This is a genomic window from Phormidium sp. CCY1219 (assembly GCF_035615515.1).
Lineage (GTDB): Bacteria > Cyanobacteriota > Cyanobacteriia > Cyanobacteriales > Laspinemataceae > CCY1219.
In genome coordinates this window covers 1-3,446 of the sequence record NZ_JAJENT010000534.1, presented here as the reverse complement: position 1 = coordinate 3,446, position 3,446 = coordinate 1, and the positions used below count along the sequence as shown (strand labels likewise).

The 3,446-nt window shown below is 48.9% G+C and carries 3 protein-coding genes; 1 reads left to right on the top strand and 2 read right to left on the bottom strand.

What is annotated here, in order from left to right:
• Nucleotides 1-33: 33 nt before the first annotated feature.
• Entirely contained in the window at nt 34-672 is a 639-nt protein-coding gene (locus LKK83_RS14735) for a thioredoxin family protein (protein WP_324631950.1), read from the bottom strand.
• A 531-nt stretch (nt 673-1,203) separates the two neighbouring features.
• Here LKK83_RS14735 and LKK83_RS14730 point away from each other — a divergent pair.
• Nucleotides 1,204-2,244: a pentapeptide repeat-containing protein gene (locus LKK83_RS14730; RefSeq protein WP_324631949.1), complete on the top strand. Its 1,041-nt coding sequence runs from the start codon at nt 1,204-1,206 to the stop codon at nt 2,242-2,244.
• A 255-nt stretch (nt 2,245-2,499) separates the two neighbouring features.
• On the opposite strand, the gene LKK83_RS14725 is transcribed toward LKK83_RS14730, so the two are convergent.
• Nucleotides 2,500-2,700: a hypothetical protein gene (locus LKK83_RS14725; protein WP_324631948.1), complete on the bottom strand. Its 201-nt coding sequence runs from the start codon at nt 2,698-2,700 to the stop codon at nt 2,500-2,502.
• Nucleotides 2,701-3,446: the final 746 nt, after the last annotated feature.

Genomic DNA, 3,446 nt, shown 5'->3' with positions numbered 1-3,446 from the left:
TATCGTTTTTGGCTGCATGGTAAGCGCCAACTCTTAGTTAGACGTTGGGTCGTCCAAGCTGCGCGTATGCGCGACCGCAGAAGTTGACGCAGCTCCAAAATAGGGTGGTTCGTTCCCTGGCTTCCATTTAATATTGCAGCCAACGCTCGGTTTTTGCGCTTCGCTCACCGGTTTGCCCGCCAAAACCGCATCGATCGCCCCTCGCAAATCTTTCCCCGTCACCGGCACGCTGCTGCTCGGACGGCTATCATCCAATTGACCGCGATAAACCAACTTGCGATCGGCGTCGAATAAAAAGAAATCCGGCGTGCAAGCAGCGGTGTATGCCTTCGCCACCTCCTGGGTTTCGTCGTAACATAACGGGAAAGAAAATCCCACCTCTTGCACCATTTCTTTGAGCTTTTCCGGACCGTCTTGCGGGTGAGTTTCCACGCTATTGGCGCTAATCGCCACAATTCCCAGGTTCGAGTTCGAGTAGTCTTTGCCGATCGCCGCTAGCTCGTCTTGCACGTGCTTGACAAAGGGGCAATGTCGGCAAATGAACATCACCAGCAGTCCCTGGCGATCGCGAAAACTCTCCAGAGAAATCCTTTCCCCGGAAACCACATCCGGGAGTTCAAAAGCCGGTGCCTGGGTTCCCAGGGGCAACATCGTCGAGGGTGTCAGTGCCATGATTTATCCTCCGCATGATTTCAGCTTACTAGCTTGAGCCTTGGTTTATTATCCGACAATACTCTTTCGCTTCGCCAACGGCAATTCACCCAGTTTTTGGTTTATTACCATAAAAAATTATTTTTGTCAACTGCCTTGATAGAGAACTTCCGATCCCGAGCCACTCCGTAAAATTACTGGGGCGACAGGAAACAAGCGCAGTCGAAAACATGTTCCCTGGTTTTTTCCCTCCTTCCCCCTGCCGGGGCAATCAATCGCGCCCATTTTGTGGTTTAATCCACAGTAGGATTGAGTATAAACGCTTAGGTGTTCCGAAGTCCGGATGCAAATATGGGGTCAACGTTGGTAAGGGTTCCATCTGGCGACCCGCCATCCCTGGCAAAATCAAATAAATGTGAAAAAATCTGTATCCGAGTAAACTTCGTAACAAAACTTAACTGTAATTCAGCAAAAATCCGGTTTCCCTAGGGAGAGGATTTTTATTACGATCCTAAAAGAAAGCTAAAGATCTATAAAAAAGGCGAGTTTATTATGACGGCTGATCTCATAAGCGATCCTAGACTCAGCTTTAGTAAAGAGGAACTTCTACAGCAATATGCCCGGGGATCGAGAGATTTTAGTCGGCTCAGCTTAATCAAAGCCGATTTAAAAGATTCAAATCTCAGTGGTGCATATCTGAGTGGGGTCAGCCTTACCAAAGCCGATCTTAGAGGAGCTAACTTACATCGCGCCAACCTCAGTGGAGCAAGTCTCAGTGGCGCAAATCTCAGCGGTGCTAATTTGGCGGGAGCCAATTTGAGCGGCGCTCATTTGAATTGGGCCGACTTAAGTGGGGCGAATCTCTCTGGGGCGATTTTGACAAAAGCCGATGTCAGTGGAGCCAACCTCAGTGGCGCGCAATTAAATAACTGCGATCTGAGTCAGACCTATTTAATTGGCACTAATTTGAGCGCTTCAGATTTGCAACAGGCTAATCTCCAGTTAGCAAGCCTTAATAAAGCTAATTTGAGCCAAGCGAACCTCAGTGAAGCCAACTTGACGCGAGCCAAACTGAAACAAGCTTCCCTGAGTGGAGCCGATCTGCGAAAAGCGAATTTAAAAGGTGCCAATCTCAACCACTCGAACTTGAGCGAGGCGCTTTTGAACTGGGCAACTCTGAGCAAAGCAGAATTGCAGGATGTCAACTTGGCGGGAGCGAATCTGAGTAAAGCCGATTTGAGCTATAGCGATTTGACCCAGGTCTGTCTCAAGGGTGCCCAATTAAGTGGGATTAACCTGAGTGGATCGGATTTAAGTGGGGCGGATTTGAGTCAAAAATTATTGACGGGAGCCAACTTTCAGGGGGCGGATCTGAGCCTGACCAATCTCAGTGGGGCCTATTTGATTCAGGCGAACTTGAGTGAGGCGAATTTGAGTTCGGCGAATCTGATGGAATCGCACCTGATCGATACGGATCTCAGTCAAGCGGATTTGAGTTCCGCCAACCTGAGAAAAGCGAATGTGGTGAATGTGAACCTGCGCGGCGCAAATCTTTCCGGGACAATCCAGCCGAATGGCAAAGTCCGCAAGTAAGGGAAACTATTTCACCCGGGATTGGGCTTGAATTGAGAATTGGGAATTGGGAATTGGGAATTGGGAGTTTTTCCCGTCTCAATTCTCAATTTTTCTGTTTGCGGGGGGTGGGGCGTTGATATTGGCGGGGGAGTACGAGCATGGGAAAATCAGGGGCGATCGCAGTGTGTGGCGCGATCGCTCCTGATTTTCGATGAGTGGAAATGACGCACAGACCCGGGGTGGATCGAACCGACCGATAAACCGACCTCGGGATCAATCAACGACTTTCAGCCATCCGCGACGGACCGCATGAATCAGTCGATTGATGGCATCCATCTCTTCTTGCGTCAGAGAATCCTTCAGCAGTGCGGACATCAACCCCCAGCGTTCCAGGTAAGTAATGCGACCACTCCGCCAAATTTCACAAAAAATTTCTGAAATAGTTCGTTTGTAGAAATTTCCCTGAATTACCATTTTTCCCCTAGTGTAAGTACGATTTGTTTTGACAGCCCTATAGTTCTACTATGGGTTATTTTTTTGAGAATAATTGTGATTTAAACCTCCGTTTGGTTGTGACTTTCGTTCTGAACTTTAGTGATTTCGATCGTAGTCTGTCCCTTCAGGGTAGATGCATCGGGATCGCAGGCAAACCCCACATAGCAGCCAGCAAACAAAAAACCTTACCGGACTAGGATTGATGGCGAAAAATCAGGGATCGCCGCTCTCATCTGTATGATAGCGTAAAAAATCCCTGTCAAAATCCGTCTTTTGGCTTAGTTGAAGGTTTCGTTTTCCTGCAAGATTGGGGGCGGGGAAATGCCAGGGGGGTTGCGGGGGCTGCATCTGTGGTTTGGTGGGCGAAAAACCAGGGGGTGGAGCAGCAGGCAAATTGGAGCGATCGCGCCAGTGGTTTTAATAGAAAGTCATCCCAGCTTGAAAAAGACTTTTTCCCTGCATCTGGCTTAAAAATCGGCATTTAATGTGAATAGATTCCGGTTTGTAAACTAACTTAAAACAAGAGTGAGCAATCACTTTTTTTGCGAACCCGGGTCAAAAGGATCCATGCGGTGGATCGGCAAAGAATGCCGCCTGGGTGACACTTCCCAGGGAATCCATTGAGGGCAACAGGGATTTGCCAGCCAGATTTAGCTTCTCGGCGGGAAGCCCCGCGCTCTACCCGTGCTTGGTGAGCGTCGGGATGAGAGCCAGGGGAAATGGAG